Origin of the sequence: Marivirga lumbricoides (genome assembly GCF_014636295.1) — a bacterium.
In the GTDB taxonomy this organism is placed as follows: domain Bacteria; phylum Bacteroidota; class Bacteroidia; order Cytophagales; family Cyclobacteriaceae; genus Marivirga; species Marivirga lumbricoides.
Map to the genome: position 1 here is coordinate 1 of NZ_BMEC01000036.1, position 3,315 is coordinate 3,315.

Below are 3,315 nucleotides of genomic sequence, written 5' to 3' on the forward strand. Positions count from 1 at the left end.
TATGATCTAAAAAATGCCATGTCAAGATCTAAAATAGGGTCTCTTTCTATCCCATTAAATTTAAAGTTATTGGCTGTTGTATAGCTTCTTTGGTAACTATTAAAAGTCAGACCGAAGGGGTAGTAATTATAGCAATTTTTTTGCGCACTCTCTTTTTTTTCCAGTCCCCCACCTGAAAAAAATGCGGTTTGGCCTATGCCTTCCCCTTTCTGATGATATGTAATTTTATCGCATCTCATTTAAACTGTCAAGATAAGGATTAACTATGATAAAAGCCGTTCAATTTCTTCTCCTTTTAATGGCGGTTCATAAATATTTGGATGATAAGCATTTGACTCTGCTCCCCAATCAAAATATAAACCCAGTCGATTTAATTTCAACTTCTCTGCTTGTTCATGGGTTATAGACAGTTCAACAGTAAAAATTCTTTGTGGTTTTTTAGCCCCTAAAGTAGAAGCAAAAACCTCTAACTTATATTTCCCTTCTAAAAATTGATAGTTTGAGCCATCTTTAGGTAGCAAAAAATGATGGTTTAATGACTTCCCAGTAGCATCAATATATAAGCCACTTCCTCTAACAAGATCAGCTTTTTTCTCTCCATAGACCCATATATTAAACGTCTGTGTGGTTTCTCCTCTATGTATTCTAACAAACATGCTTTCCAATATTTGACCTCTTTTGGAAGTACTAAAAAGAAGTGTTCTTAAATAAACCTTTGAGTCATTCCTATTACTACTGTCAGGACCAAAATATATGGTGGTAGGTTGGGTCATTTTAAGAGTACCCTTGTGAACTAATAGTAAATAAAAAGTAAACACAGAGACTACTAAAGATAAGCTTGATATGATGCTTGTAAATTCCATACTTAAAGATAACAATTCGCTTTAAATCCCATAAAACCTCTAAACTAGTTCTGACAATAAAAGATTAGTCGCAGTTATAAGGTGTTCAGCACATGCATTCAGTCAGGCAGGGCAATAAAACCCGCCAAGCTACTTGCCCTCTTTCATCCCTTAAGCTTGTCATATTTTTTGCTTCCTGTTCCCTGCGGCACTTCCTTAAAATGCATAAGCTTCACCATGTGTCTGGCTCGCTGCGTTTTGCTCGGCAGCCGTATTTCCTGCGTCATACCGCTTTCTCACGGCTCGCGTGCTTCGCGATTGGATAACTGCGGTTGTGTTTGCCTAACGCCCTTCGGTTGTTTCATTTTTATGAGCGATGCAAAAAACTGGTGTTGATTTTTTGGCTGTTTTTCACATCGTTCATAAAAACGTTTGTAAACTTACTTTTTATCTTTTCTACATAAATCCCAAGCGTCTTCAATCACTTTATCTAATGTACCTTTATCAACATCATTTGATCTGAGGACAGCTATTAGCTCCTTAAGTTTGTTTTCTTCTTCCTGATTGACACCTTTTCTTTTTAGCTCCAACATTGCACCTTCTACATTCTGTGCTACACGTGATATTTCAACATCTGCTTGATATTCTAACTCTTCTACAGATCCAGTCCAAGTAGGTGGTTCCCCATTTTCAAAAGCTTTCTTTTGACCTTGATAATTAGCAATTGCCCTTTCCATTGCTCTATAAATATCTGCATTCGCTCTTCCATGTACTCCACCTCTTGAGCATTCATATGCTGTACATAATAAGTACTCATAAATAACTGCATTTCCCATAAATATTATTTTTTTTGATCCTGTAATTTAATATAAATCTATCAGTACAAGTAAGGATAAAGACTTTATAAAACATCCCGGAAAAAAGTAAATGGCATCATTTCACTTTGATGTTTAGCACTTCCTTTCCTGCCATTTGGTTTTTATCGGGATGCTCCAAGCGAACTGCTGCACTTTATTAAATGTAAATCAGCCAACAGAGCGCGGAAGGTTACTTCTCACTAAAGATTTGATGATGATTGCTTAAAAATAATCACCACGCTATTACCTACACTGTTTGCTCTGCGGGCCACTGCGGGTACCACCAGCCAGCCTGCCAAGAGGAGTGTGAGGAACGAGCATGATTGGCAGTGTCTGGCGGTGGTCGCAGGCCCGCCTAACTCTGGCTGTGGTTTTGTTTTTTTGCCATAGCCCCGCAGGGATTAAACTCATCAAAAAAGCAAAAGGGAACAGACGTGCCGAGGAGCGGATGGCAAGCAAAGGGAGGAAAATGCAAATGGGCTTTTTGAGGGTCGGCTAAATAGCGGACAAGTAAAATGATAGGGTGATTCCGATTCTGCTCTGCTTTTTCAGCAGTGCAATAAACCATAAAAACATCACTGTATCATTTTACTTGGGAGTGGTTTAAGGCGTGAGGATTTGCATTTTTCCGGACTGCAGCCTTGCCAACGCACCACAGGCACACCGCTTTACCAAGTATTTTTTCCGACCCCTCGATGGGGAAGGAAAAATAAATTACCCGCTATCGTATTGCACCATCCTCGGCATGGCCGCCATAAGCGACCAACTACCGCTTTGTCCTAGCTTCTGCTCTGAAAAAAGGGATGCAAAGTCTCTGTAATGGATTATTTTATATTCCTGTAGATGAGCCGTAAAACCTATCCCTAGTAAGTTTAGGTGATCTCATTTTTTCAATAAAAGGTTCCCAAACTTCAGCCCGATCAAGATTAGCAGCCTTAACCTCTAATAAGTTGATATAGTGCCTTTTATCCACACGAACCTCCTGATGTTTTCGATAAGATTCATTGTCCATAGTCGAAAAATTAACTAGGTTCTCCAACTTATCAGCTTCCATAATTTTTACGGCAAGTTTATCAAGTTCTTTCAACTCTTTTTGACGTCTATGTGCTTCATAATTCTTCGATTCAATCTGCTTTTCTATAAGTTTAAGCTCATTTTTTTGCTCTTTTAACCTTGCTGTTTTTAAAGAGTCTTGATATTGACTTTCCAACTTCTTCATTTCTAAAGCATGATTTTTATTCAGATAATGCTCTGCAAGTTTAATCTTCTCTTCTTTAAATTTAATCTGATCTTCTTTGAGCTCATTGTAATCCTCTAACTGCCTATTATTGTGATAAAAATATATGGCCAAAAATATTGGGATATATTTAAAAGCTTTTTTGGAGTACTTCTTTAATTTCTTTGCAGGTAAAAGCTTAACCCATTCAATTACTTTATATTCCATAGTTACATTTTTTAGTTAACTAGCAATATAATCATTTATCCTAAAGGATGGAACTGCTGTACTTCTTCCTGTAAACCTTCCATATCATTTTGCAAATAACTTTCTGTACTGCTGATGTAGCGATGGCCGGCAAGGTGTTGTACTTCCCTCAGGTTGTACATTTTAAGCCATT

4 protein-coding genes are annotated in these 3,315 nt (G+C 37.7%); all 4 read right to left on the reverse strand.

From position 1 onward, the window contains the following. A partial coding sequence (locus tag IEV85_RS25005; RefSeq protein ID WP_229712734.1) for a hypothetical protein occupies positions 1-239 on the reverse strand: 239 nt, incomplete at its 3' end. 24 nt (positions 240-263) lie between these two features. Further along, complete coding sequence (locus IEV85_RS24580) at positions 264-863, reverse strand: hypothetical protein (protein WP_188467921.1); 600 nt, start codon at positions 861-863, stop codon at positions 264-266. A 419-nt stretch (positions 864-1,282) separates the two neighbouring features. Continuing rightward, complete coding sequence (locus tag IEV85_RS24585; protein WP_188467922.1) at positions 1,283-1,678, reverse strand: hypothetical protein; 396 nt, start codon at positions 1,676-1,678, stop codon at positions 1,283-1,285. An 850-nt stretch (positions 1,679-2,528) separates the two neighbouring features. Further along, entirely contained in the window at positions 2,529-3,143 is a 615-nt protein-coding gene (locus IEV85_RS24590) for a hypothetical protein (protein WP_188467923.1), read from the reverse strand. Between the last annotated feature and the right edge of the window lie 172 nt (positions 3,144-3,315).